The sequence below is a fragment of the Paraburkholderia sp. PGU19 genome, assembly GCF_013426915.1.
Classification (GTDB): Bacteria; Pseudomonadota; Gammaproteobacteria; order Burkholderiales; family Burkholderiaceae; genus Paraburkholderia.
Map to the genome: position 1 here is coordinate 543602 of NZ_AP023179.1, position 23012 is coordinate 566613.

General features: G+C 58.8%; 27 protein-coding genes and 3 pseudogenes. 18 read left to right on the plus strand and 12 right to left on the minus strand.

All coding sequences use genetic code 11. The features are described 5' to 3' along the window. Positions 1–2: 2 nt before the first annotated feature. The 4 genes from H1204_RS02430 to H1204_RS02445 all read left to right on the plus strand — a co-directional run bounded on the left by H1204_RS02430 (position 3) and on the right by H1204_RS02445 (position 3086). On the plus strand, positions 3–1298 hold the full coding sequence (locus tag H1204_RS02430; protein WP_180730847.1) for a copper oxidase: 1296 nt from the start codon (positions 3–5) through the stop codon (positions 1296–1298). A 64-nt stretch (positions 1299–1362) separates the two neighbouring features. Further along, the gene (locus H1204_RS02435) at positions 1363–1710 is read left to right on the plus strand and encodes a copper-binding protein (RefSeq protein WP_180729668.1); all 348 of its coding nucleotides are present in this window, start codon (positions 1363–1365) and stop codon (positions 1708–1710) included. A 60-nt stretch (positions 1711–1770) separates the two neighbouring features. Further along, positions 1771–2145, plus strand: a complete 375-nt coding sequence (copC, locus tag H1204_RS02440) for a copper homeostasis periplasmic binding protein CopC (RefSeq protein ID WP_180729669.1) — start codon at positions 1771–1773, stop codon at positions 2143–2145. Further along, complete coding sequence (locus tag H1204_RS02445) at positions 2145–3086, plus strand: CopD family protein (RefSeq protein ID WP_180729670.1); 942 nt, start codon at positions 2145–2147, stop codon at positions 3084–3086. The genes copC and H1204_RS02445 overlap by 1 nt, the downstream gene beginning before the upstream one ends. Positions 3087–3616: 530 nt before the next feature. On the opposite strand, the gene H1204_RS52580 is transcribed toward H1204_RS02445, so the two are convergent. Both H1204_RS52580 and H1204_RS02455 read right to left on the minus strand, forming a co-directional pair. Beyond that, positions 3617–4069: a DUF1488 family protein gene (locus H1204_RS52580; RefSeq protein ID WP_346015734.1), complete on the minus strand. Its 453-nt coding sequence runs from the start codon at positions 4067–4069 to the stop codon at positions 3617–3619. 289 nt (positions 4070–4358) lie between these two features. Further along, entirely contained in the window at positions 4359–4817 is a 459-nt protein-coding gene (locus tag H1204_RS02455; RefSeq protein WP_035536509.1) for an HU family DNA-binding protein, read from the minus strand. Between the two features lie 744 nt (positions 4818–5561). Here H1204_RS02455 and H1204_RS51145 point away from each other — a divergent pair. Further along, positions 5562–5966: a hypothetical protein gene (locus H1204_RS51145; RefSeq protein ID WP_243468543.1), complete on the plus strand. Its 405-nt coding sequence runs from the start codon at positions 5562–5564 to the stop codon at positions 5964–5966. Positions 5967–6148: 182 nt separating this feature from the next. Continuing rightward, complete coding sequence (locus H1204_RS02460; protein ID WP_180729671.1) at positions 6149–6892, plus strand: GNAT family N-acetyltransferase; 744 nt, start codon at positions 6149–6151, stop codon at positions 6890–6892. A 101-nt stretch (positions 6893–6993) separates the two neighbouring features. On the opposite strand, the gene H1204_RS51150 is transcribed toward H1204_RS02460, so the two are convergent. Continuing rightward, complete coding sequence (locus H1204_RS51150; RefSeq protein WP_243468544.1) at positions 6994–7254, minus strand: hypothetical protein; 261 nt, start codon at positions 7252–7254, stop codon at positions 6994–6996. 465 nt (positions 7255–7719) lie between these two features. Here H1204_RS51150 and H1204_RS02465 point away from each other — a divergent pair, with 465 nt between their 5' ends. From H1204_RS02465 to H1204_RS02480, 4 genes are all read left to right on the plus strand, one after another. Continuing rightward, on the plus strand, positions 7720–8094 hold the full coding sequence (locus H1204_RS02465; RefSeq protein WP_086915917.1) for a cupin: 375 nt from the start codon (positions 7720–7722) through the stop codon (positions 8092–8094). 79 nt (positions 8095–8173) lie between these two features. Further along, positions 8174–8425, plus strand: coding sequence for a hypothetical protein (locus tag H1204_RS02470; RefSeq protein WP_243468545.1), 252 nt, complete (start codon positions 8174–8176; stop codon positions 8423–8425). A gap of 108 nt (positions 8426–8533) precedes the next feature. Beyond that, positions 8534–9028, plus strand: coding sequence for a hypothetical protein (locus H1204_RS02475; RefSeq protein ID WP_180729672.1), 495 nt, complete (start codon positions 8534–8536; stop codon positions 9026–9028). Positions 9029–9350: 322 nt separating this feature from the next. Beyond that, the gene (locus H1204_RS02480) at positions 9351–9710 is read left to right on the plus strand and encodes a cupin domain-containing protein (RefSeq protein ID WP_198001212.1); all 360 of its coding nucleotides are present in this window, start codon (positions 9351–9353) and stop codon (positions 9708–9710) included. 43 nt (positions 9711–9753) lie between these two features. On the opposite strand, the gene H1204_RS02485 is transcribed toward H1204_RS02480, so the two are convergent. Next, positions 9754–10029: a hypothetical protein gene (locus tag H1204_RS02485; RefSeq protein ID WP_180729674.1), complete on the minus strand. Its 276-nt coding sequence runs from the start codon at positions 10027–10029 to the stop codon at positions 9754–9756. Positions 10030–10128: 99 nt separating this feature from the next. Here H1204_RS02485 and H1204_RS02490 point away from each other — a divergent pair, with 99 nt between their 5' ends. Beyond that, positions 10129–10830: a TetR family transcriptional regulator gene (locus H1204_RS02490; protein ID WP_180729675.1), complete on the plus strand. Its 702-nt coding sequence runs from the start codon at positions 10129–10131 to the stop codon at positions 10828–10830. 393 nt (positions 10831–11223) lie between these two features. On the opposite strand, the gene H1204_RS02495 is transcribed toward H1204_RS02490, so the two are convergent. From H1204_RS02495 to H1204_RS02510, 4 genes are all read right to left on the minus strand, one after another. After that, positions 11224–11454 carry a hypothetical protein gene (locus tag H1204_RS02495; RefSeq protein WP_180729676.1) on the minus strand — a complete coding sequence of 77 codons (231 nt, stop codon included), beginning with the start codon at positions 11452–11454 and terminating at the stop codon, positions 11224–11226. A gap of 424 nt (positions 11455–11878) precedes the next feature. Further along, the gene (locus H1204_RS02500; RefSeq protein ID WP_028209031.1) at positions 11879–12082 is read right to left on the minus strand and encodes a cold-shock protein; all 204 of its coding nucleotides are present in this window, start codon (positions 12080–12082) and stop codon (positions 11879–11881) included. A 452-nt stretch (positions 12083–12534) separates the two neighbouring features. Further along, positions 12535–13410 carry an NAD(P)-dependent oxidoreductase gene (locus H1204_RS02505; protein ID WP_180729677.1) on the minus strand — a complete coding sequence of 292 codons (876 nt, stop codon included), beginning with the start codon at positions 13408–13410 and terminating at the stop codon, positions 12535–12537. A gap of 133 nt (positions 13411–13543) precedes the next feature. Further along, a complete protein-coding gene (locus H1204_RS02510) occupies positions 13544–14143 on the minus strand; it encodes a short chain dehydrogenase (RefSeq protein WP_180729678.1) in 600 nt (199 codons plus the stop codon). 1048 nt (positions 14144–15191) lie between these two features. Here H1204_RS02510 and H1204_RS02515 point away from each other — a divergent pair. The 5 genes and pseudogenes from H1204_RS02515 to H1204_RS02535 all read left to right on the plus strand — a co-directional run bounded on the left by H1204_RS02515 (position 15192) and on the right by H1204_RS02535 (position 18261). After that, a pseudogene (locus H1204_RS02515) lies at positions 15192–15393 on the plus strand (cold-shock protein). Positions 15394–15693: 300 nt separating this feature from the next. Continuing rightward, on the plus strand, positions 15694–16434 hold the full coding sequence (locus tag H1204_RS02520) for a 3-ketoacyl-ACP reductase (RefSeq protein WP_180729679.1): 741 nt from the start codon (positions 15694–15696) through the stop codon (positions 16432–16434). Positions 16435–16672: 238 nt separating this feature from the next. Continuing rightward, positions 16673–17008 carry a hypothetical protein gene (locus tag H1204_RS02525; RefSeq protein WP_180729680.1) on the plus strand — a complete coding sequence of 112 codons (336 nt, stop codon included), beginning with the start codon at positions 16673–16675 and terminating at the stop codon, positions 17006–17008. Between the two features lie 12 nt (positions 17009–17020). Beyond that, positions 17021–17167 (plus strand): annotated as a pseudogene (locus H1204_RS02530) (cold shock domain-containing protein); the annotation flags it as partial. A gap of 770 nt (positions 17168–17937) precedes the next feature. Further along, positions 17938–18261: an H-NS family nucleoid-associated regulatory protein gene (locus tag H1204_RS02535; RefSeq protein WP_180729681.1), complete on the plus strand. Its 324-nt coding sequence runs from the start codon at positions 17938–17940 to the stop codon at positions 18259–18261. A gap of 158 nt (positions 18262–18419) precedes the next feature. On the opposite strand, the pseudogene H1204_RS02540 reads toward H1204_RS02535, so the two are convergent. Continuing rightward, positions 18420–18943, minus strand: a pseudogene (locus H1204_RS02540) (hypothetical protein). A 378-nt stretch (positions 18944–19321) separates the two neighbouring features. On the opposite strand from H1204_RS02540, the gene H1204_RS02545 reads away from it, so the two are divergent. Further along, entirely contained in the window at positions 19322–19525 is a 204-nt protein-coding gene (locus H1204_RS02545) for a cold-shock protein (RefSeq protein ID WP_180729682.1), read from the plus strand. Between the two features lie 232 nt (positions 19526–19757). On the opposite strand, the gene phaP is transcribed toward H1204_RS02545, so the two are convergent. The 3 genes from phaP to H1204_RS02560 form a co-directional block, all read right to left on the minus strand. Continuing rightward, positions 19758–20330, minus strand: coding sequence for a TIGR01841 family phasin (gene phaP / locus H1204_RS02550; protein ID WP_180729683.1), 573 nt, complete (start codon positions 20328–20330; stop codon positions 19758–19760). A gap of 575 nt (positions 20331–20905) precedes the next feature. Then, positions 20906–21199, minus strand: a complete 294-nt coding sequence (hfq, locus tag H1204_RS02555) for an RNA chaperone Hfq (protein WP_180729684.1) — start codon at positions 21197–21199, stop codon at positions 20906–20908. Between the two features lie 66 nt (positions 21200–21265). Then, positions 21266–21472, minus strand: a complete 207-nt coding sequence (locus tag H1204_RS02560) for a hypothetical protein (protein WP_180729685.1) — start codon at positions 21470–21472, stop codon at positions 21266–21268. 684 nt (positions 21473–22156) lie between these two features. Between H1204_RS02560 and H1204_RS02565 the strand changes: the two genes are divergently transcribed. Continuing rightward, positions 22157–22708 (plus strand): Uma2 family endonuclease, encoded by a 552-nt coding sequence (locus H1204_RS02565; RefSeq protein ID WP_180729686.1) that lies wholly within the window; start codon positions 22157–22159, stop codon positions 22706–22708. The last annotated feature ends 304 nt before the right edge of the window (positions 22709–23012 follow it).

Genomic DNA, 23012 nt, shown 5'->3' on the forward strand with positions numbered 1-23012 from the left:
ACATGGTTTCACGTCGAAATTTTCTCGGCGGCTCAGGGGCGGCGCTCCTCGGTGCGGCGTTGGTCAGCAAGGCTGGAGCGGCTTCACTTCCAGAAGCGGCAATCATGGAAAAAACGGCGACGCAGCCGCCGCTTGTGCCGCCCAATGGTCGCCCCTATACGCCGGTGGCCACGCTTAACGGCTGGACACTGCCCTGGCGGATGAAGAACGGCTGGAAGGAGTTTCACCTCATCGCCGAGCCGGTCGTTCGAGAAATGGCCCCGGGCATGAAGGCAAATCTCTGGGGCTATAACGGCCAGGCACCTGGGCCGACCATCGAAGCGGTCGAAGGTGACAAGGTCCGTATCTTCGTGACCAACAAACTGCCGGAACACACCACGGTTCACTGGCACGGGATGCTGGTGCCATCCGGGATGGACGGCGTGGGCGGTCTTACGCAACCGCACATCCCGCCCGGCAAGACGTTTGTCTATGAGTTCCAGCTCGAGAAGCACGGCACTTTCATGTATCACCCGCATGCCGACGAGATGGTGCAGATGGCCATGGGGATGATGGGCACGTTCATCGTGCATCCGAAGGACCGGAGCGTGATGCCGGTGGACCGCGACTTCGTGTTCCTGATGTCCGCCTACGACATTGACCCAGGGAGCTTCACGCCACGCGTCAACGAAATGACGGACTTCAACATGTGGACGTGGAATGCACGGGTCTTTCCTGGCGTCGACCCGCTGCCCGTACGCGCAGGAGACCGGGTGCGCATCCGCTTCGGCAATCTGACGATGACCAATCACCCCATTCATCTTCACGGGTACAGCTTCGAGGTCGCCGGAACTGATGGTGGATGGATTCCTCCTTCTGCTCGCTGGCCGGAAGTGACCGCCGACGTTGCGGTCGGTCAGATGCGCGCCATCGAGTTCACGGCAAACCGGCCCGGTGACTGGGCGTTTCACTGCCACAAGTCGCATCACACGATGAATGCGATGGGGCATCAGGTCCCGAACCTGATTGGCGTGCCGCAGAAAGACCTCGCGAAACGTATCAACAAGCTCGTGCCGGACTACATGGCGATGGGCAGTTCCGGCGGCTCGATGGGTGAGATGGAGATGCCGCTGCCGGACAACACGCTCCCGATGATGACGGGTACCGGGCCGTTTGCTGCGCTGGAAATGGGCGGCATGTTCACCGTCGTGAAAGTGCGTGAAGGACTCGGTCGCAACGATTACCGCGACCCGGGCTGGTTCAAGCACCCGAAGGGAACCGTTGCGTACGAGTACACAGGTGAACTGCCCGATAGCTGATTTCGTAGAAGGCTGGACATGACTCCAGCCGGGATTTGTAACTTCAACTGTGGGAGAGAGCGTGATGAAGAACGCGATTGTTTCGATTGTGATGGGTTGTGCGGTGGCCGTTTCCACAACTGCCTTTGCGGCCGGCGATATGGGCAACATGAATGTGGCAAGCGGTGCGCAACAGGGCTCGAGCGCGAAGAGCAGCATGTCGCACGGCGAGGTCAAGAAAGTGGATGCCACCGCTGGGAAGCTGACCATCAAGCACGGTCCACTCGAGAACCTCGACATGGAAGCGATGACGATGATGTTCAAGGTCAAGGACCCGGCCATGCTTTCCCAGGTAAAGGTCGGCGACAAGATTGATTTTGTCGCAGAGGAGATTGACGGCTCACTCACTGTGACGAAGCTGCAAAAGCAATGAGTATTCAATGGGGTGCCAGACGACAAGAGCATCCCGATTCAAACAAGGGAGGTAACAATCATGAACGCTTTGATGCGTAACTCTATTGCTCGTGCAGCGGCAGCCGCCGCGCTTGTGCTTTCGCCAGCATTCGCATTCGCCCACGGCAAACTGGAAAACGCAACGCCATCGGCTGGCAGCACAGTCGATGCATCGCCAGAGTCGCTCCGCCTCACATTTAACGAGGACCTCGAGTCTTCGTTCAGCATGATTAAGGTCGTAAATGCATCCGGTGCGCCCGCGACCAACGAAAAAGCCAAAGTCGACTTATCGAACCCGCGCGTGCTGATGGTTGCGGTTCCGAAGCTTGCCTCCGGCTCATACACCGTGCAATGGGCCGTCATGACACATGACGCTCACAAGACGAAAGGCACCTACACTTTTGCGGTGAAGTGATGAACGACGGTTTCCTCGGCGTTTTGCGGCTGGCACTTGTGGCGCTCCAGAACATCAGTTTCACCGTGCTCGTCGGCGCATTGCTCAGTGATACATGGATGTCTCGCAGTACATCGCGATGGCAGACCAGGGTCAGCTGGCATTTGCTTCTTGCCTTGCGTATGGGTTCGTTCACTGCGCTCGTATCCAGTGCCGTTGCGTTCTGGATTCATTGCGCGCTGATGAGCGAGTCCTCGCTTGTTGACGCAGGGCCCGCCGTTCGCTCAATGCTGATGGAAACCGGCTTTGGTCACGCATGGCTGGCAGGCGCAGCAGCGTCGCTGGTAGTGCTCATTCTGTCGCTCGCGCAGTCTGGACATCCGATACGCTTCAAGCCGGCAATCTGGCTCGCGCTCGCAAGCGTCGCAATGTCACGCAGTCACGCGGGCCATCCTGTCGATTCGGGCGTGCTGAGCCTTCCTGTATGGGTCGACTGGTTGCACATGCTCGCTATCAGTGTGTGGGTCGGGCTCGTTCTCGTGACAACGTATATCGTTGTGCCGCGCATGTACAATGCGCCCGTCACAGAGCGTGCGAACAGTGCGGCATTCATTCAGTCGCTGTCTGACGCCGCCACACTCGCGCTGGCTATCCTCTTTGTCACTGGCGCATACAGCGGCTGGCGCGGAGTGAATACACCGGAGAGCTTGGTGACGTCGTCATATGGGCAAGTGCTGCTGCTCAAATTTGTGCTCGTGCTCATCGGTGCCGCACTCGGCGGACATAATCGGTTCATCGAGATGCCGCTACTCCTCGCCTCCTTGAGAGGAACACCTTCGGAATTGACTGCTCGATTGCTTAAGCGATTTGCCACGGTGCTTCATGTCGAGTCCGTCGTACTCGCGGGCGTGCTTGTCGCCGCCGCAGTCCTCGTTTCCAGTCCTCTTCCCGGGACCACGTGAAGCGCTAACCAGGTGATGAGCCTGCTGAACTGGGACAACGCGGCGCTGCGCTGGCAAACGGCGCAGATAAATCGGAAGTTGTCATGACCTGGAGAGTCGGGGAGCCGACATCCCCGGCTTCCTCGACGTTAGAGGTCAGTCGGTTCAAGACGGGCAGCGGTCAGAAGGGACTGCAATCGCGTATCAGACGTGGCCGTCGACCCATGCGCGCGCCCATTCGAGTCCAACTTGCTCAGCTTCAGATTCGGAGTCAACGACTGCGAGAAACCGTGCCAGTTCGAGAGTCGAGGGCTGTTCATCGGGTGCCTGAGCGTAGGGCGCTTCAAGCCGTTGCGATGCTGCCTAGACTTCGCGCGCAGCGCTGACCACGCGCTCGGGGGCCGATGCTTCCGCTGATACTGCCTTTTCTTTCATTGTCGTTTCCCGGAACAAACACATCCTGTTCTCCCATGCTCCGGATGCACTGCCTGCAAGACTAAGTTGCGTTCGGTCACTGCACAACTTTCACAAATGGTGTGCGGCGAAGTCGGCTATCTGCCTGCAAAGTCCGCGGCGGACAATGCTATCGGTGCGCCGGCCGACTTGAGCGTCCGCCCTTCAGCCGCGACCGTATTGCGCTGTCGCCCGTGGGCGAATACTGTCAATGTGTGCGCGTTGTTCGCGCCAGCCGGCAGCCAGAAATGCCGCTCGAGTGCGTCGCGACTGATTGAGCATTGCACCGACTGGTTGCGGGCAGAAATAACGAAAAGGAGGAGCTTTCCGTCGGCGAAGGCTGACGTCGCCGGCGGAGAAGATGGTGTCAATAACTTGTGCGCTTCAAGTGTGCGGGCATGCCGACCGCAAATAATTAAATGTGTCGTCTCGCATTCTGCTGAATACAGCTGATAACACGCGAGAGAGGGCGCTAGCAGGTGTCCCACGCCGCCTATAGTGCGGCCTACCGAGTTGGCATACCGGTGATTATGGCTCGATGGGAGCTGCACAATCCTTTCTGCTGGGGCCCTACGACCCGTCTAGACTGGCGAGCTAGGTTGCGGCGGGGGAGGCATCGACAGCAAAAAACAAGATGTGCGTTAGGTGCACTCGTCTTCCCGTCGTTGCTGAGGTCGTCCTTGCATGCGTTGCTCCTCGCAGTGCACGCTGGGAGCTCAGCAGTTCGCGTAGCTCATCTTGTGTAGCCAGATTACATGAACGCCCGTGCGCCTCAGGCATAGAAGTAAAAAAAGCCCCTCGGACTTCCGTCGCGAGTGGCTTCGTTTCCAGCGGCCCGGTTTAGAGCGCAGCGTCCTTCAGCTTCTTCAGCGGGCGCACTTTCAGACGCACCGAAGCGGGCTTCGCGGCGAACCACTTGTCTTCGCCCGTGAACGGGTCTTTGCCGAAGCGCTTCTTCTTTGCCGGCACGTCCTGAGCAACGACCTTCAGCAGACCCGGCAACGTGAACTCCTTCGCGCCCTTCTTGTGGACCGACGCGAGCACCGTTTCTTCCAGTGCGGCCATCAGAGCCTTCGCGGCTTTCGGCTCGACACCTGCGCGCTCGGCAAGGTGGATGGCGAGCGAAGCCTTCGTGAACGAATCCTTGATGGGCTTCAGCGGCGCGGCAGCGACCGCCTTCTTCGTGACAGGTGCCGTAGCCTTCTTCACCAGGGGCGTCTTCGCCTTTTTCTGAGCCGGAGTCACCGCCTTCTTCGGAGCCGTTTTTGCTGCAGCTTTCGTTGCACTCGTTGTTGCCATAAGTTTCTCGTCATTGGTCAAAGGTTGGCCTGAGACCTTTGCCTTTGCGTAGTCACCGACAATGCGCAAAGGTCCAAATCCTCAGGCTGGCGCTAGCGTAGCAACGCGGATGTGAATCCGCAACGGGCGAGGCCCAAAAGCAGGGGGTTTCGCGCCGAGCTGACGCAAAAACAACGACATGTACCCCTCCGACGAGGGATGCGCCCACGTAAACGGCTATGCGGAAGGGTTTGAATCACGGGCAAGAGGAGCAAACCTCTCGCACGAGTCCAGCGTCGGGTGTACCTGCGTTCGCCGCGTCGACGGTTGCTTTCATCCGCTAGCGAGTGTTCCATCAGTTTCACGTCATCCTCAATAGCGCTGCATTCGCCGCCTGGCCGTGCATCTGTTCACGTCTTGGACGACCATGATGTTGACCGTGAAAGTTGGGCGTTCTGAAACCGAATATTTCGTGTTGGCCGGACTTCAGAGAATGGCACGCGAGTGGATAGGTGTTTCAAATGACACGTCTCGTTACACACAAAAACACCGGTAATCTGCCGTCTCAATATAGTGCGTTCACAACTGACAAATGAGGCACGTAATGAAAAGGATTTTTGCGCTGATGCTTATGGCCGTATGTCTTGGAAGCGTGCTGAGCGGTTGCATCATTGTGCCCGCAGGCGGCTACTATCACCGCTATTAATCGTAGCTGACTCGCTGCGCATTCCACTGCTTTACTGTACATACCCGACAAAGCAAATCATGAGCACCTCCCGCAGTCGCTGGTTCGCGATGATAATGGTTGCCGGCCTCGGCATAGGCGCATCGTCCGTCACCCTCGCACATGTAGATGTTGGAGTAAACATTGGCATCCCCGGTGTGGTGTATGCACCCGAGCCGGTCTACGCTCCACCTCCGCCCGTGTATGTCGAACCTCCTGCCGCTGTGGTTATTAGTCCGGGCTGGTATGGCGACAGGTACTACGATGGGCGTCGCTATTGGGAGCGCCGGGAGTGGCAAGAGCGTCATCGAAGTGAACGGGAATGGCATGACGCGCGAGACTATCGCGGTGACCATCGAGGCGGTTGGGGCCACGACCATGACGGCGGGTGGCGCGGTGATTGGCACCGCGACCAAGGAGATGACGGCAGGAGGCATGACCACTAAGACGAGCGGCGTGGGTTGTTGCGTTCAATGTGACGGAGCGCCGGACAGATGTCACTTCCCAGTTTGAGCGCTCCCTTGATTTCATGTTTGTTCAGTGACACCTGTTCCCTTCGGTGGGACGGTCTGGCGCAGCGGTAAAATAGGGGCTCAACCTGTCCACCCAGAGACTCACCATCGTCTGCATGACTGTCGACCTGCGCGCGCGCCATTCACTGCTGTCTAAGCCGCTTGCCACGCCGTTGCCGCTTGAGGTCTGGCCCGGAGGAGCGGTTCTTGAGTGTGAGCGCGGCGGCCGCCGATATGTCGTCTACTGCGGGCACCATGAAAACTCATCGCCCCATGCTTCGGCCCGCTTACTTCGAAAGAAGCTGCGTGATGCGCGCGAGCAGGATGAGGCGAGCTGCGAGGCAGCGCCTCCTTCGGGGCAAAGTCTGTCAGAGCAGCGCACTGCCTGGTCCTCTGTGACCGAGGGGGAAGATTGCGGAGACGGCGAGTCCGTCGCCGGTTGCGCGCGGTTCGGGTACCAGCTCGTCGCGTATGCCGGCCGCTCACCGGTGGGCTACTGCACCTTCGTAGTCCGTATCGAGGACGCCACCACCGGACAGCGTCCATCGATTGAAATCGAGGTGCTTGAAATCTGGGTCGTGCCTCAGCATCGCGGCGTGGGTGTCGGGGCCGCACTCGCCGAATCCGTTGCCCAGCTGGCGGTAGCTGGGCTCCTTGAACTCGAGTCCCGGCTTTCGTACCAGCGCAAGGCGACGCTCTTCAGTCTCGCTGTTTTAGCGGATATCCACTCGTCATCTGGCGCGCACTTTCTTCACATGACCGTCAACTTCCTTCGCGAGAAGATTGACGAACTTGGCGTCCTGTTCTCGAACGGGCTTCAGCACGTACTCTTTGACGACATCGAGCTGGAGCTGCGCTAATTCCGGTGCCCCCTCTTTGCGCGGATTCCGCCTATCTCACGGGGACCGAGCGACGTCCACCAGGGGGTAGCCGCGAGCGCAATGCGCGATGGTCCGCGGCGTTACAGGGGTATAGACGTCGGTGCCGACCCCTCACGGGCAACGCGGTCGGCAGCAGGCGGAAACACGTACCAGCTGCCGTCATCGTGCCTGAAGAAGAACAACGCGCGCACTCCGCGTGATGACGACGTCTCAACGTACACACACCATCGCCCGCCCAACCGGGTGCGACTGAATCTGGTTACATGACCCGATATCGTCGGAGCCGGTGCGAGCCATTTCTCGACCTGGCTACGCAGCGAGTGCCCGTTCACGCTTTTCATGTTCCGCTCCAGCAGGTATAAAGCCGACCGGCGTTGAAAGGAGCGCGGGTCGCGACGAGAGGCGGACGGTTCTCGCCTCTTGCATCCCTAACGCCGCGGACGGCCGGGATGTTGACCACGGGTTTGTGTCTTCTGAAACCGAAAATTTCGAGTCGGGCTGCCGGCGACAGTCGCCGCGGAGGAAGACCGCCGACGGAGCCATGTGCGTCTTACCCCGGGCTAGGACAGAAATAGTCCCGACGAAGCGGACAGCACACCTCTGCGACCCGGTTCGCCGTGCTGGCGCGTTGCCGTCGGATTTCGTCAATGTGCCTTGACGCCCGAGCCGGCGGGCGGGACACTCAACGCGAGTCATCGTTGTGCGGCCGATGTCTCGCACCACGCGGAGCAACACAGACCGCTGAGATTTCACTCTCGCGGGGCATATCGCACCGACTGGAACAACGGCCGCAAAAGGGGAAACCCATGGCGTTTGCGCTGACATTTCCACAACTGTTTTCAGACGCGATTGGCGAAAGTCATTTTGGGTCGGTAAACCTGCAGCTGGTAACCCGCAACTTCGCGCCCCCCGCTGAACCCTTTGACGTGTCGGATTTCGCGGCAGCGACCCGCTACGGATTTTTGCGCGCGCCCAGCGGATGGGTCGGCGACCTTCATCCTTCGCCCATGTGCATGTGGGTATTCGTGCTCAGCGGGGAAGTTGAGTTTGAGGCCAGTGACGGTGAGCGACGACGCCTCCCGGCAGGAAGCGCGATATTGCTTGAAGACACCACGGGCAAAGGGCATCAGAGTCGTGTCATCGGCGACGTGTCAGTGCTTCTCGCGGTGGTTCAGGTTTGACGTCATGGTTACGCTGGCCGGGACGCAAGCCCATGCCCTCGCGCTTAAATCATGCTCGAGAAGGGGGCAGCAGGCCGGCGTGGACTGGAAGTTCGATGCGGCCGACCTGGCGCACACGAAGCTGCACGGCCGGCCGCTGGACCGCAAGACGTTCAATGACGCGGACAACTGTGTAGCCAACGCACTGCGGCACTTTGATAAGGCCGATGCGCCGGACTTCGAGGCCGACCTTGAGGAGGCCGCGTGCTGGATGCTGGTGCGGGCCTGCGAGAATGCACACCGGCTCGGGCTGACCGTGCAGGGCTTCGACGCGTTCAACGCCTGGTTCTAGCAGCATACCGTCGGCGTCTGAGCACGGGGCGGCCCGAAGAACAACAACTTCAGAACGGTCACTTAGCGATAACGCGGCAGACGTTTTCTAACGAAGAGCGTATGAACCATGAGGAAGCAGTTGACCGCCGCCGCAATCGCGACCTGCCTCGTTTTGGTAACTGTCGGCGCTCTGGCTGGAACTGTTGATGTCGACTACAGGAATGCGACCTTCCGCATCGACAATGAAGACGTGAAATTGTCGAACGGCGAGCGAGCGGTACCGGCCGCACCTGGCTCGGCGACGCAGCACGTGACGCGTGTGTTCGGCAAGCCCGTCGGTGGCCGGCTTGACTCGAAGCCTGCTGCCGCGGTATTCCTGGTCGACGAACCAGGCGGTAGCGGCATCTTCAACTATGTAGCGGTGGCATTCAGTGACTGCAGTAAGACCAACGCGGTCTTCCTTGGCGACCGCATCGTGCCGCGGTCGATTGTGTTCCATGGCCGCTCCATCGTCGTCACCTATCTGGACCGAAAACTGGACGAACCGATGGCCGCCATACCCAAGGTGAAAAACAGCATGACGCTTGGCTTTGGTTCCAAGACCTGTCAGCTCGCCAAGTAACAACATGGCCGTGGCGGTCCTCGATTTCGGCTACTCGCCGCCGTGTATCTATCGCCGCGGCGACGGGTCGACGGTCGACCGGACCATCTGCGTTGCTCATCGCCCACAGTTTCGCGTGCGATTCGCCGCCGCCGGACACCGCGCAGCGACTGAAGCGTCCAGGAAGCTGAGAGCCGAAATCCCGGCCTTACCCTTTCTTCCGTCGCCTATAGTGATTGCCATGGGCGGGACGGATACGCGAGTTGATGACGGGAGGTGTGCAATGGAAACAACCTCACCGAGGGCGAAAGTGGGTCGAGTTGTTCGTGGTGGGGCCAGCTACATGTCCCAGCAGGGCTCCGTGCATGCGCCCGGTATCAGCAAGGAAACGGTGGGGTCCGAGGTTCTTTATCTGGGCGTGGTGTCCGTGCCGCCCGGGGGCAGAACCAGCGCTCACATTCACGAACACCATGACACCGCGCATTACATGCTAAGCGGCGACGAAATCGAGTTCTATACGGGCGAGGAACTGGAAGACCGGCAGGTGGTGCGCCCCGGTGATTACATCTTCACACCGGCCGGCGTGGTCCATGTCGCCGTCAACCGCAGCCCGACCCCCGCCGTCTTCGTCGTCGCCCGCAATGAGCCGACAGCGCGGGAATGCGTGGTCATGCGTCCGGAACTCGACGCCAGGGTGCTGTGAGCGGGGTGTGATGCGGGCGAGGGACAGTCAGGGTTTCGCACCGCTAGCGATGCGGCTGAGTCAGCGTGCCAGCGGCTGCCCCGAGTGCGCTCGGCAGCGGCGCGCAGCGTGACAGGACGTCTGATGGGTCAGCATACGTAGGCAGGCCTGCTGCCAGGTCACCAAGCGCGGCGAAGAAGTCAGCCGCCGGAAGCAAGGCAATCTCATGCAACCGGCCCAGCACGGCCGGGTCATCAGACTCTGCCGCAAGTTCCTTCCGCAGCATCTCGAACACCGTGAAGACCGCGTCTGCGTGGTTAGCGTAATTTCGTTTGTCCATTGGCGCTCTCTCCGGGAAAGCGGCATTTTACAGCCCGGCGGAGACGCGCATAATGGCTGCGGCACCTAAGCTTTCCACTACAAAGATGGAGCGCCGACAATGAACGAATCCAAAGTGAAAAGGGACCCCGAGGGCACGCGCCGGCGCATTCTGGAGGCCGCGACGCAACAGTTCTCAACGCACGGGCTCGCCGGGGCGCGCGTCGACGCAATCGCCGCCGCCGCCGGCACGAACGAGCGGATGCTCTATTACTACTTCGAAAGCAAGGAAGGGCTGTACGTCGCTGTCCTCGAGGCCATGTACGTGGAGTTCGCGAATCATGGAGTGAACCAGGACCTGTCGGGGCTGCAACCCGCAGACGCCATTCGGGCGCTTGCACTCTCCATATGGGATTACTTTAGGGCAAACCCCCAGTGGCTGCACCTCATCAACAATGAAAACCTGCACGGAGGGCAATATCTCGAGCGCTCGGCGAAACTGCGAGCGGCCAGTTCGCCGGTGACTAGCTTGTTGAGCGCAACCTTGGCGCGTGGCGCGACTGCCGGGGAATTCCGAGCCGATGTAGACGCGCTGGATTTCTACGTGACCTTGGTCGCAATGGGCTATTACGTGGTGTCCAATCGGTTCACCCTGAAAGCGTTCGTCGGGCGGGACTACTCGGAGCCGTCTGTCATCGAGGCAGTGTCCGCGATGCATGTCGAGATGCTGCTTTCATTTTTGAGGACAGCATCGACAGCCATACCACTCTATCCTGCGGGCGCTGGAGCTGGTGCACGAGAAGACGGGGCTAGAATGAACTGACCGTAAATGACTATTACGATTTTATGGTCGAGCTCAAACGATAGGCCCACTCAGTAAAGTTTTAGCTCGCTCCGGAACGTCTCGCTTCGCGCTAGCGACGCCGAGTCCAATGAGCGGGACCGCGTCGTCCCGCTCGAATCGGCACGTTCTGCGTGTTGCTCTTTCGGCTTCCATCATCACATGCGTAAACCAAAGAAGGCGCTTCGGCTGACCCGCTTGCGCCGAACGGGCTGGCTGAGAATTGCGTGCAGGAAGTCGTGAATTCGTCCGCTATTGCGCAGCCGTTAGGTGGCGACGCTGCCGCTCTCGGCGAGCGTTACTTCGAGATTGCTTTCGAGCGCGACGGCTTCGGGAGCCTTGCGCGAGGTCCGTCGCAGAGAGCGATGGATTCCATTAGCGCAATCGCCGGTCTCTCTTCTCAACCAATGCATCGAAGGCTTCCCGTGCGTCCTTCAGTTCTTGCATGGCAGCAGCAAACCGCGCCAGCTCGAGCGTCGACGGTTGTTCATCGGCGGCCTGCGTGTAGTGCGCCTCCAACCGCTGCGACACCGCCTGTACTTCGCGCGCGGCGCTCACCACGCGCTCAAGAGCCGATGCTTCCGCCGAGACCTTCTTTTCCTTCATCTGCGTTCCTGCGAACAAACACGCTGCAAACCTACGCTGAGTTCGGTCACTACACAACCTCGCGGGTCGTGTGCGGCGACAGTTACACTATTACCTCCCAAACTCCGCTGCGGTCAATGCTATCGGTGCGCCAGCCGATTTGAGCGTTCGTCATTCAGCCGCGGCCGTAATGTGACGTCGCCCGCCAGCGAACGCTTTCGTTGTGTGCGCATCATTGAAGCCGGCTGGCAATCAGAAATGTTGCTCGACTGCCGAGCGGCGAAACCTGCGTTTTCGCCAAGCGACTCGCGACGTTTAAGCTGCATTCGGTAGCGTGTGCTGGATGGCCACCTTGCCTATGAGCGGCTGAAGACGCTGAACGCGAAGGCAAATGGCCCGCGAAGGGCAGGCCATTCGTTGAGAGGAAGGCGAGCGTTCGGAGCCGTCAGGCCGGCTTGATATTTGCGGCCTGCTTGCCCTTCGGGCCCATCTTCACTTCGAAGCTGACCTTCTGGTTTTCCTGCAGCGACTTGAAGCCCTCTGTTTTGATTTCAGAGAAGTGGGCGAACAGGTCTTCCCCACCGTCATCCGGAGTGATGAAGCCAAAGCCCTTTGCATCGTTGAACCATTTCACTGTGCCAGTTGCCATTTTCAATCCCGTAATCGTTGAGAGTTGCATTCGCAAATGCCGTATCGTGCGGTCGGACCGACCGCGGCGAACGACTTGTATCACGCTGGAATGACACCTGCCAATCACCTTGTCCATGGAACAGGCGTGAAGGGCCTGCGACCTGCCGCGCGCTGTGCCCGGCTGTCGACGTGTCGCGATAAAGAAACGGTACTCCGCCGCTATCTGCCGCATTTGACGCAGGTCAATCAGCTCTACTGGTCTCACCGCCAGAACTTGCCGGACCATGAACCCGAGAGACGAAGTAGCCGCGCACGGAATCCGGGCTGTATCAATCGTCGCACCTTGACCCTCGTAGTTTTAACGTGCGCCAACGCTGTCCCATTCCTTGAGCGTAATTTTGGAAACTGCCAGGCATTTCGGCTCTCCGTTCGTTACGTTGTTGTTCAGTGATACTCGTCCTGCCGAGATTGTCATGAACCCAACTTGGCCTTGACCATGTTGTCCGCGCGTAGCATGCCGGGCAACGCCTCAACGAAGAAGTCTGCCTGCAATGCCGCGCCAGCCTGGACGTCATATTGAGAAAAGTCCCGGACACCAGCCGCCAATAGCACTTCGTCATCGAGAAAAAAATTTCCCGAGCACTCCCTGGATGGGCGCGTCAGGATATAGTGGGCCGCGTCGGCGACTATCTCCGGCTTGCGGCACGCAGCAATCATATCGGCGCCGCCAATCTCGTTTCGCACGGCAGCAGTCGCAATAGCAGTTCGCGGCCACAGCGAATTTACGGCGACGCCACGGTCCTTGAACTCACCGGCCAGCGCCAGTGTGAACAGGCTCATCGTGTATTTGGCAATGGTGTATGCCGGGAAATCCTTGAACCACTTCGGGTCTGTGACCAGCGGAGGCGACAGCGTCAGGATATGTGGATTCGGCGAATTGAGTAGGTGAGGCAGGCAGGTTTGAGCACAGACGAACGTGCCTCTCCCGTTCACCCCGTGCATCAGGTCGTACCGCTTGACGGGCGTATCCAGCGTTCCCGTCAGCCGGATGGCGCTGGCATTGTTCACGAGTATATCGATGCCCCCGAACACCTCAACGGCCCTGGCAACCGCACCCTTTACGCGTTCCTCATCGCGGATGTCGACGACCAGCGCAAGCGCCTTTCCGCCAGCAGCTTCGACGGCGGCCGCCGCTGTATGTACCGTGCCCTCGAGCCGCGGGTCCGGGTTGGCCGTCTTCGCCGCAATCACAATGTTCGCGCCGTCGTGTGCCGCCCGGAGTGCAATGGCGAGTCCGATACCGCGACTGCCACCTGACATGAATAGCGTCTTGCCGGTGAGGTTCATGGTCGTCTCCTCAATACTTGGCCTGCCATGTGGTTACATTGAAAACGCGGTGTTGCTGCGAGTCAAAGCAGCAGGACTGAAGTCGAACGCCGTTGCTGCGACGGTAGCGCATCGAACGAAGGCGGCGTTGCATTTACCACTTCGCGACCTGAATGACTTGACCGGTGATGTCCTCGACCAGGCTTCGTTTGTATGCCTGTGCGACCGCTTCAGCTGGAACACCCGCGGAGCGGGCCTGGCCCATTGCCGCAAGCGTTTCGGAAACCCAGCCCGGACTGACGACGTTGACCCGTGCCTTGCCCTGCAATTCGAGAGCTGCGGACCGGACGAACGCCTCGACCCCCGCATTCACGATGCCCACTACAGCACTTCCTGTGACCGGATGCAGGGAGAGAATGCCGCTGGTTAGCGTCAGGGACCCCGCGTGCGCGATATGACCGACCGAGCACCGGACGAGATTGACCTGTCCCATCAGCTTGTTGGCCAGGCTGAACGCAAAGTCGTCATCGGAAAGCGATTCGAGCGGTGCGAACTTCGCCGCGCCCGCGGCGCAAATCACGGCATCAACAGTTCCGAGCTGTCGATACATTGAGACGATGGATGCCTTATCAGTGAGGTCAAAGGACAGGTCCGGGCCGTTGCGGCTTGCACCAATGACCTGGTGTTCGGTCGAGAGCAGGCGAACGATTTCCTTGCCGAGCAGTCCGGTTGCGCCAACTATCAGCACGCGCATAAGTCCTCCTTATCCGGAAGGGTCACGCCAGCGCGGAGCGACGCATCGCATGTGGCGCGGAGACGAGCGAATATCGTACTACCGTCCGAGGCATTGCGAACACCGTAAAGCAGACGCGTTGCGCGGTGGGCATGCCGAAAGGGCCATAAAAAACTCTACGAAATGTGAGCTTTGATAAGCTGCCAGAACGCTGCAATTCTGTGCGGTTGACGTTCGTGCAGCGCCAACATGGCGTCGTAGTGCAGGAGCGATTCCTGGACGTGCGGCAATCGCGATAGGTGGAGGCCGAAGTTCATGTATTTCCTCGAGCGTTTGGCTTAGCACGGTTCGCGCAAAAGGCAGGCAGACACGGTTGCCGGTCGCGGCGTACGCGTACCGACGAGGGTCCGCTTACTTTCCCTTTTTTTAGAAAATTGAGGTGGGCGGCATATGGTCCGGTACGCATCCGTTCACCCGCGCATCCGCATGCACGAATGATTTGGAGAGACCCGGGCGGACACAGCCGCGGGTTGATACTCGCGAGCCGGTGCCATGCCGACGCGCGGTACATGAAGAAAGGGTGACTAAGGCGAACACAATCTGGCTGTCGGAAAGACGGCGGCGGAGACTAGAGCTCGGTCGTCCTGTGAGTCAGGCGGTGAGGCTACTCGAGAACCGAGGACACCGATTGTCCGAAACATCATTCGTCTATTTGAGAATGTTGAAATAGTAGGCGCGCCTCACACACATCGGCAAGTAAAAAGGGCGTAAAGAATGTTTTGCGTTCGGCGGACACAGAAAGCGCGACTGGCTGTCGCGCAGCGACGCGCGTGACAAAGCCCGCGGCGACAAGGTGCTCCACGTGAGCGAGCTCATTCAGCGCCTCATGTGCGGTAACTACATCTCAAGAATCGTGCGCATGCAACCTTCAAGCGCTAGATGCAGCACCTTGAGCCGTGTCAGATATCGTAAACGCGTATGTCCTGCACTGGTTTCCCTGTGCTAAAAGTACCTCTCATGCTCGCCAAACCGTCAGCAACATTCGTCAATAGAACTGGTTTTCGAAACTATAGCCTCGGGTACTGTCAAGTGGCTTGACGATGTGAAAGGTTTTGGATTCATCACGCCGGATGATGGCGATGAGGACCTGTTCGCGCACTTCTCGGAAATTCAGGGAAAAGGCTGCAAGTCGCTGAAGGAAAACCAACGTGACCTTCGACGCCAAGCAGGGACCAAAAGGTAAGCAGGCGGCCAATATCCAGCCACAGTAATCCGTCGCCACGCTTGCCGTAGTGATAAGGCTTAGGGTCCGGATGATATATGTGTGTATGCACAGTTATGCGACACATGCGTACAGTCACTTCGCATCAGGTTGCATCTCAAGCGACGCCTAAACTAACTTCTGTGCATCCGGGTCCAGATGTGCAGAAACACAGGATGGAATTTCATCGAAGTAAAGTGGTATTGCGAATCCAGGAATAAAAGTAGTAATGCTATGCAGTTATGCGGAGGTCCGGCGTCACATGAGGCCCAACTCTGGGGGCTAACCGTAATCGCGGAGGAGTCAAGACATGGCAAAGCGAATTGCTTATGTAACTGGCGGTATGGGCGGAATCGGAACGGCAATATGTCAGCGTCTGCACAACGATGGGTTGACGGTCGTGGCAGGATGCGGGCCGAACTCGCCCAGACGTGAACGATGGCTGGCCGAGCAGGCCGGGCTGGGATTCTCCTTTGTCGCCTCGGAGGGCAATGTCGCCGACTGGGAATCGACTGAAGCCGCTTTTGCGAAGATAAGGAAGGAGGTCGGTGAGATTGACGTGCTGGTGAACAATGCGGGCATTACGCGAGACGGCGTGTTTCGCAAGATGTCACGGGAAAACTGGAACGATGTCATCGACACGAACCTGACGAGCCTCTTCAATGTGACCAAGCAGGTCATCGAAGCGATGGTCAGCAAGGAGTGGGGCCGGATAATCAACATCTCGTCGGTGAACGGGCAGAAGGGGCAGTTCGGCCAGACCAACTACTCGACGGCGAAGGCAGGCATTCACGGGTTCACGATGTCGCTGGCACAGGAAGTCGCGACAAAGGGCATCACCGTAAATACGGTTTCACCGGGATACATCGGGACCGATATGGTGCGGGCTGTGCGCCCTGAGGTTCTCGACGCAATCGTTCAGAGCATACCGGTGCGCCGTCTTGGGGAGGCGACCGAAATTGCCTCGATTGTTTCGTGGCTGGCAAGCGACGAAGCGGGTTTTTCCACAGGGGCTGACTTTTCGTTGAACGGCGGCCTGCACATGAGCTAGAAACCGCCGACGCCTGAACCGGCACGAAAGCGGCTGTCCCCGGCGCTCTCGAGAGAGAGCCGGGGACGCGGAAGCGCCTGGTGCGCGACGCGCTCTCTGCGCTGCATATATTTCTCGACGACATGCAGGGATTCCGGCACGTCGTGCACGGGGCGCGCACCTTGGGTCGACCTGTTGCACCGGACCTGCCGTCGGGATAGTACGCCCCGAACCTCATCCATCACTCACGGAGACCCACATGCGCGATGCGCCATGCATCGAACCATCTTCATACCCAGTTGGGCCAAAGACACTGCGTTTTCTTGCGCGCGATGCCCAGGACCCCAGTGCAGCCCTCGTGTATTGGCTGGAAATAGCGGAGCCGTCACGCGAGCCGAACTTCTTCGATGCGACGCGAAAATTTGGTTCGCTGATGCAGCTCGTCCTCCCCGACGAGCGTCCTGGTGTGTTTGTGAACCGGAGCGCTGTTCATACCGTTCAGGATTGTGGCGTCGTTAAACGGCTTGTGTTCAAGGACAAGTCCTCGCTCGAGGTTCGATACAGCGGGTCTTGCAGCGACCTCTGCGACGCGTGAGCAGCAACAGGGCCGGACGACGGGGGCGAAGACCTGTTTGCGCACTTCTCCGAAATTCAGGCCAAAGGAATCAAGTCGCTCCCGGAAGGCCAGAAAGCCAGCTTTAACGTGAAGCTGTGCCCGAAAGGCAAGCAGGCAGCAAACATCCAGCCGAAGTAGGTAGGAAGGGCTAGCAGAAAAAGGCTGGCGTCCTGATATTGCGCCGACAATTGGATTCCGACGTACGAGGCTACCAGCCGGTCGGAATCCATAAAGAGTAATCTCAGCTAGGACGCACCGTCCTGTAGCAGGTCATCTACCGCGCGCTGCCCGGCGCTAAACCCTCCCATGAGCGCATCCGCCGGGCTCCTGAACCACAGTCCATCCGCATCGGTGAGTCGCATCGGGGTAAAACTGGGCATGGCGGCACCCGCGCGGAATATTTCCACGACGCTCGCGAATCCCGCCTCGCGCATCAGAACGCCCCGTAAGTCGGGCTCGGTGTGAGGTTCGACCGTGACCCGGATAGAGTAGCCTTTGTATGCGTATGTCCGGTCCATTGTTCTCTGCCTGAGAGCGCGCTGTATTCCAGCATAGCACCGGCTGCGTGACGCATGTGTGGCCTAATCGCGCTGCCAAAGTAACCTAAAGTGTGAATAGGAACAGTTGAAGGCGTGGGTCGCAAGAGCGCATCCATGAACGCACGCGCGACTGCGTGCCGGAGGCACCTCGCAAATGCGCGGAACCCGGTCCGCGTCCACCTTTTCGCCCGGGCAAGAAACAAGGCAGCGTGCCCTTTAGCGCGGCGAAAGGACAACGCGTTATGATGGTTGTACTACACAAAAGAGGCGGGCCGAGCGAACCGGTGACACGAGGGAGCGTGGATATCGATGCATTAATGCATCGCACTGGAAGAGAAAAGTCGGACGATTTTGACGGACGAATATCTTATGGATGAACGGAAGCGGGACAGCATGGTTGCTTATCTCCGCCACCGGATGAAGGAGTTTGACATCAAGCCAGAAGACCTGGCTTCAGTGTTGGCGAGCGACCAATCGGAACAGAAAGAAGCACGCTACCGCAATGCGACGGGCGAAGTGTGGAGTGGCGAAGGGGAAATGCCGCGATGGCTGAAGCAGGCAATTAGCGCCGGGCAATCATTAGAACATTTTGAATTACCGTCGCAAGCGGCGCTGCCACAGACGGGTAAAGCCGTGGACTGGCGCGATGACCCCTTTGCGGGAAGCCCGCTGGCGCGACGGGATGGTCGTTAGCAACGTCGCCCACGAGTCCGATTTTTCATGATGGCACATAGGTGCGCCGTCCGAAAATTGATTGTCAGGCCTTTCTCGTTGACAGTGCTTTTGCTGGTGCGAAGCTCGGGCGCCGGGGAATCTCGAAACCGAGTTAGTGGGCCGTGAGTAGATGCATGTCAGGGCGTCGGCCCCGGTTGTGGCCAGGGCCACCCCTTTTTCTCGTCGGGCCCATCCCACTCGACAGACCGCGCGGCTGCGACTAATGCCTCAATCGGACTCGCCTCGTTTGCTTCAACGCGTACCGGGTCGTCCGAGGCGGCGCTCCTCTTCATCTCAGGAAGCCCGGCCCAAAACCATCCCACCTACTTCTGCATTTGGGCGACATACGTCTTCCAGCAATCAGGGTTGCCATCAAAGAGGTCGTGCTGAACGGTTGACGCCAGCGCGTTGCGGTTGAGCTCGGACTCGAGCAGTTCCTTTGGCCACAGGAAGAACGCGCTCGCGACGCGTGCGCGAACTCAGCCACCGTCATCCTCAGGGCAAGCGCCTGGAGGTACTCGACGTCCTGCAACGAATCCTGCTCCTTCGCCAGTTGAGCCACCGGCGCATCCGGCTGACCTGCCTTGGTCAAACAGCTCGAAGCTTCGAGCATGTCCTCGAGGTGAAGCAGCAGTTCTCGCCTGTCAAATCGGTCATCCATTGCAGTATCTCCTTTCATTGCGTCCATGTTCGATGATACTTGTCTCTTGGGGACATTCGCCGAGCGCGTTGCGCTTGGTCTGCCGACCGGAATGGTCGACAGACGACGAAAACGCATGTCATCCGCATGAGCCCGTCGTCTGGCTTAATTCATCCCAGAGGTCGTATATGGCGCGCAACGGACAGGACAACTGACATTTTGCAACGTGCCCGGGACAATTCCTGCAATCTAGGCGTCAAAACCCAAGCGTCAAAAGCACGTCACACCACCTGTCGGAAACGCCAATTGTTCAGAGCATTCTCCTCTGTTAAAAACGTGTGTATGCGGCAGCTTACCGTCGCGTTTTACAACACATCAGTCTTTGAAGAGGGTCAGGAAATGGCAACGGGTACCGTGAAGTGGTTTAACGACGCAAAGGGTTTTGGTTTTATCACGCCGGATGGTGGTGGCGAAGACCTGTTCGCACATTTCTCGGAAATCCAGTCGAGCGGCTTCAAGTCGCTGAAGGAAAACCAGAAGGTGAGCTTTGAGGTGAAGCAAGGTCCGAAGGGCAAGCAGGCTGCAAGCATCCAGCCAATCTGACACCTCAGCTTACTCGCTGTCGCGTAGGGAATGGTCGGCCGAGGCGGACCATTCCTTTTCAGCTATGTGCCGTGACAGTTTTCCCGGGTGCTTACTCGCCTAGTTGCACTGCGTTGTAGCCGCTACCGGGAAAGCCCAAGTCTCGTGTGCTCTGGTCGTTCATTCCAGCGCACGTGATGTCCGCTCATGTCGGTTACCCGGTACACGTCCGAAACCAGCACACCCCTTCAAATTATTGCTTCGCCGTCTTAGCCGTTTTCTCGACTGCCTGGTCGGCCGCTTCGGTCATCTCCGTTGCTGCTTTCGTTGTGGCTTCCAGGTTACTTTGCGCGACTTCGACTACCTGCTTCGTTGCCTTTTGCAGGCTTTCCTGAGCGGTGTTCGCCAGCGTGATAGCTTGTTTCAGAAATGCAATTGCGGCCTCGGAACCGAGCGGGGCGTTTTGCGCGACATTCTCGACCAACCATTGAACCTGGCGATTGACCTCCTGGTACCGGGCATTGACGACCTCTGCCAACTGCGTTTGGGTGGACGACGCAATCTCGGCAACCTGACGTTCGTACGTCAGGACCTTCTCCGCCGAGGGCAGCGCAAGCGCGTCTTGCAGACCAGTAACTTCCTGGCTGTTCTGTTTCGCCAGCCCGTCTTGCACGCGTTGATACCAATCGGCAAGCGCCGTTTTCGCCGTATCCAGATTCAGTCTCACGAGCTTTTCGTCGCCCTCCAGCATGCTGCCGGCCAGGCCGAAGAAGAAGTCAAGATTTGCTTGCTGAGCTGTAGCAACCTGTGCCTGAAAATCGACCATGTTCGCCTCCTGAAGAGATGTGTGCCCAACGTCCAGCATGTTCGGCAACAGTGACCAACTGATGACGCGCGTCGTATGGAAGCTCGCGTATCGGCTACATTTTCGATACTGGCTGCTCTGGCTTATTGGTCTCAGCCGCGATTGCCCGTACAACACCAGTGGAACTTCCCGGACCGCCTGGAGACCAAAGCGGGATGCTGCCAACAGCACCGAAGTCGTGACACACCCTCATAGCTTGAGGTACTTACGTTTGGTCAGGATGAGTTACCCGGAGCATCGCACGCCATGAATCGCCGTGTGAATCTTGATGTACATCTGCAAGGCACTCTCAAACACAACGGCTCCAGGCGGGCCTTCGCAGCACGGCTGGACATGACCATCAAGCGCGCAAAGGTGACCTCCGGTCGGGTGGCGAAATCACTTGGCGTCCCGGAACACGAGGTGACCCTTTGGCGCGCCGGAGTTACCGTTCCGAATAGTGCGGATTGTGCGCGTCTTTCTGAATTTCTCGACGTGGAAGTCGCCTGGCTGCTATGCGGAGGTCACGCATAGACCACGGCATCTCTTTGCAGTTCTTATCGGACGCGAGCTTGCACGTGGTTCGGCTTGTCGCCACTCACCGGCACCTCGGTCGACTCACGTGCCGGGCCCCTACCATTGACCGGCAGCACCGTCGAAATGGCATGCTTGAAAACAAGTTGCACGCCTGAGCCAGACTCCAGCAGAACTGCAAACTGGTCAAAGCCGGCCAGTTGACCACTCAGTCTGATGCCGTTCACGAGGAACACGTTTACGGTGGTCTTCTCGCTTACGAGCGTCTGCAGAAATTCGTCCTGTACGCTGGGGGTGCGGTCACGTTCTGAGGTCAATGCGATAGGTCCTTCGGTTTTCCGGTGTTGGCTGACGCCGGCAGCCAGCCCAGAAGAAATGGGTTACTACGACTCAAGGGCGTCGAGGCGAGCTTGCGCAATCTCGTCCGGGTGTATGCAGTGATATGCGTCGAAAAGTTCTGAACACAGTTGGGCGAGCGCCGCGAGATTTACAGCCTGGTCCGGGTGCTCGACCTCTCCTGCGTTCAGTATGTCGTCGAGGACCGGCGTGAGCCGTCGTAGTTGCCGGAACGTCGTGACGTCCAGTTTCATGTTGCACCTCCTGTTGCCAAACGATTGAGCGCCCTTGAACTGGCTGACCCCAAGGCCCGGCTTCCGCCCGATATGCCGCCCATGACGATTGGGACGTTCGAGCTGTAATGAATATATGATGTGCCGCTTCAGCAGACTCGCATGATGTCTGACCAGCGCGCGAAAATCGCAAGGCCCAGGCCTCTTTTCGTCGACCGGGCGCGGACCGTCACTCGCTGTTGCGATGCTGCGTTCGGTTGCATTGACCTCACGGTAATGCCCGAGTCCGACAAGATGTATCCGCTAAAGGGGACGGCTATTCCCAGAGGCCCCCCGCTGACACGACACGCTAACACTTCTGCGAAGCCGACGCAGAAGCGAACTCATCAGCAGCGATGCGCACGGAACCGGTGTGCCGTGCTCGTCATCGCGTTAAACATGTGATTAAGACGCTTTGACATGCTTTCTGTTCCCGATGATTGGCGCGTTGCACAATAATTCTGAGAAGTCACATCAACATTCGTCAGATAAGGGGTGCTGTGCAAGGATAGCGAAGAGCGCGCGGGCGTGCAGTGACGCCCGAAGTAGGGCCGCTTCGACCCGGCCAGCGCACTCTGATTGTGCGGCGCACACATACGACAAATTGTTAAATCACCTGGAAAGGGTATACGCTTACGCGACTTCCACTACCGGAGGCTCATCGTCGTGTCTACTCTCCTCGAGCGGGACGGACTCGTTGCAAAGTGGCGGCGGATTAACTTCAACATGGAATCCGGCTTGCGGGAAATCTGCGAGCTGAACGGACGCGGAGAGGCCGTGCCGCATCCGCACCCTTCAGCGAGGCGCCAGATAGTGTTGACCGACGCCTACTGCCAAATCACCGAGCAGATTGGTCACGTTGCCGCGATGGCCGTTGCCGTGACGACACCATCATTTGGCATCCGTATACCCGACGTCGTCTGGATGCCGCCCGACAGCTGGGAGGGGATTGACCGGGACACCCCGGTTCCGTTTGTTCCAGCTTTGTGTGTTGAGGTGCTGTTGGACCGCGACACCCCGCACGATATCGACCTGAGGGTCGGCGCATACCTGGAGGGCGGTGCCCGTGAGGTCGTTGTCGTTGGTCAGTACGGACAGGTGCAATTCTGGGGAGCGAGTGGGCTGCTGCGGGCTTCGACGCTCGGGATAACGTTATCGCTCGACCGAATGTACTTTGATGAACTTGCGCCGTCCTCTGTTCAAGACGTTTGTCGTTAGGAACATCATCCGTTCGAGCCGTACGGCGTCAACGCCCGCTGGCATAGCCGTCGTCAACCAAGGTCGCCCGGTGTAACGTCATCACACGGCGATGCACCGTGTGGTCGGTTCCTGCCTGTCGACGGCAGGCGGAAACACGCGCCGGAGCCTCAGGCCTCTCTGTCGACGTCAGCAACGTGCAGCGCTCATGCTCACGTGAGCATGGGAAGGGCGCAGTGGTGAAGCCACTGTCGCCCGCCGGGAAAAAGAGTCCCATCCAATGATGGCTTGATGTCTAGAAAAGTCCTCGAATGATGAAGAGGTT

Bases quoted from the DNA above. Each gene is read 5' to 3' on its own strand.
- H1204_RS02430 (WP_180730847.1), top strand. From the start codon at position 3: ATGGTTTCACGTCGAAATTTTCTCGGCGGCTCAGGGGCGGCGCTCCTC.
- H1204_RS02435 (WP_180729668.1), top strand. From the start codon at position 1,363: ATGAAGAACGCGATTGTTTCGATTGTGATGGGTTGTGCGGTGGCCGTT.
- copC (WP_180729669.1), top strand. From the start codon at position 1,771: ATGAACGCTTTGATGCGTAACTCTATTGCTCGTGCAGCGGCAGCCGCC.
- H1204_RS02445 (WP_180729670.1), top strand. From the start codon at position 2,145: ATGAACGACGGTTTCCTCGGCGTTTTGCGGCTGGCACTTGTGGCGCTC.
- H1204_RS02455 (WP_035536509.1), bottom strand. From the start codon at position 4,817: ATGGCAACAACGAGTGCAACGAAAGCTGCAGCAAAAACGGCTCCGAAG.
- H1204_RS51145 (WP_243468543.1), top strand. From the start codon at position 5,562: ATGAGCACCTCCCGCAGTCGCTGGTTCGCGATGATAATGGTTGCCGGC.
- H1204_RS02460 (WP_180729671.1), top strand. From the start codon at position 6,149: ATGACTGTCGACCTGCGCGCGCGCCATTCACTGCTGTCTAAGCCGCTT.
- H1204_RS51150 (WP_243468544.1), bottom strand. From the start codon at position 7,254: ATGAAAAGCGTGAACGGGCACTCGCTGCGTAGCCAGGTCGAGAAATGG.
- H1204_RS02465 (WP_086915917.1), top strand. From the start codon at position 7,720: ATGGCGTTTGCGCTGACATTTCCACAACTGTTTTCAGACGCGATTGGC.
- H1204_RS02475 (WP_180729672.1), top strand. From the start codon at position 8,534: ATGAGGAAGCAGTTGACCGCCGCCGCAATCGCGACCTGCCTCGTTTTG.
- H1204_RS02480 (WP_198001212.1), top strand. From the start codon at position 9,351: ATGTCCCAGCAGGGCTCCGTGCATGCGCCCGGTATCAGCAAGGAAACG.
- H1204_RS02485 (WP_180729674.1), bottom strand. From the start codon at position 10,029: ATGGACAAACGAAATTACGCTAACCACGCAGACGCGGTCTTCACGGTG.
- H1204_RS02490 (WP_180729675.1), top strand. From the start codon at position 10,129: ATGAACGAATCCAAAGTGAAAAGGGACCCCGAGGGCACGCGCCGGCGC.
- H1204_RS02495 (WP_180729676.1), bottom strand. From the start codon at position 11,454: ATGAAGGAAAAGAAGGTCTCGGCGGAAGCATCGGCTCTTGAGCGCGTG.
- H1204_RS02500 (WP_028209031.1), bottom strand. From the start codon at position 12,082: ATGGCAACTGGCACAGTGAAATGGTTCAACGATGCAAAGGGCTTTGGC.
- H1204_RS02505 (WP_180729677.1), bottom strand. From the start codon at position 13,410: ATGAACCTCACCGGCAAGACGCTATTCATGTCAGGTGGCAGTCGCGGT.
- H1204_RS02510 (WP_180729678.1), bottom strand. From the start codon at position 14,143: ATGCGCGTGCTGATAGTTGGCGCAACCGGACTGCTCGGCAAGGAAATC.
- H1204_RS02520 (WP_180729679.1), top strand. From the start codon at position 15,694: ATGGCAAAGCGAATTGCTTATGTAACTGGCGGTATGGGCGGAATCGGA.
- H1204_RS02525 (WP_180729680.1), top strand. From the start codon at position 16,673: ATGCGCGATGCGCCATGCATCGAACCATCTTCATACCCAGTTGGGCCA.
- H1204_RS02535 (WP_180729681.1), top strand. From the start codon at position 17,938: ATGGATGAACGGAAGCGGGACAGCATGGTTGCTTATCTCCGCCACCGG.
- H1204_RS02545 (WP_180729682.1), top strand. From the start codon at position 19,322: ATGGCAACGGGTACCGTGAAGTGGTTTAACGACGCAAAGGGTTTTGGT.
- phaP (WP_180729683.1), bottom strand. From the start codon at position 20,330: ATGGTCGATTTTCAGGCACAGGTTGCTACAGCTCAGCAAGCAAATCTT.
- H1204_RS02560 (WP_180729685.1), bottom strand. From the start codon at position 21,472: ATGAAACTGGACGTCACGACGTTCCGGCAACTACGACGGCTCACGCCG.